The organism is Cupriavidus sp. SIMBA_020 (assembly GCF_046535395.1).
GTDB classification, from domain to species: Bacteria; Pseudomonadota; Gammaproteobacteria; order Burkholderiales; family Burkholderiaceae; genus Cupriavidus; species Cupriavidus campinensis.
In genome coordinates this window covers 1-240 of record NZ_JAWRWU010001546.1, presented here as the reverse complement: position 1 = coordinate 240, position 240 = coordinate 1, and the positions used below count along the sequence as shown (strand labels likewise).

Genomic DNA, 240 nt, shown 5'->3' with positions numbered 1-240 from the left:
CTTTGACGGTCACCTTGATGATGTCGCCAATGCTGGCATAACGACGCTTCGAGCCGCCGAGCACCTTGATGCACATGACTTCACGCGCACCCGTGTTGTCGGCCACTTCAAGCCGAGTTTCGGTCTGGATCATGGTTTATCTTTCCCAACTTAATCCGGCCACACCACCATGGCGTACCCGGTCAGTCTTGGTCCCGTCAGCCAATCGGCTGCTTGGGTTAGAACAGCAGCGACGGCAAA

At 56.2% G+C, this 240-nt stretch carries 1 protein-coding gene; it reads right to left on the bottom strand.

The features are described from left to right. Nucleotides 1-133, bottom strand: a 133-nt coding sequence (locus SB751_RS34775) for an uL14 family ribosomal protein (RefSeq protein ID WP_410749587.1), incomplete at its 3' end; no start/stop codon positions are given. Nucleotides 134-240 lie beyond the last annotated feature (107 nt).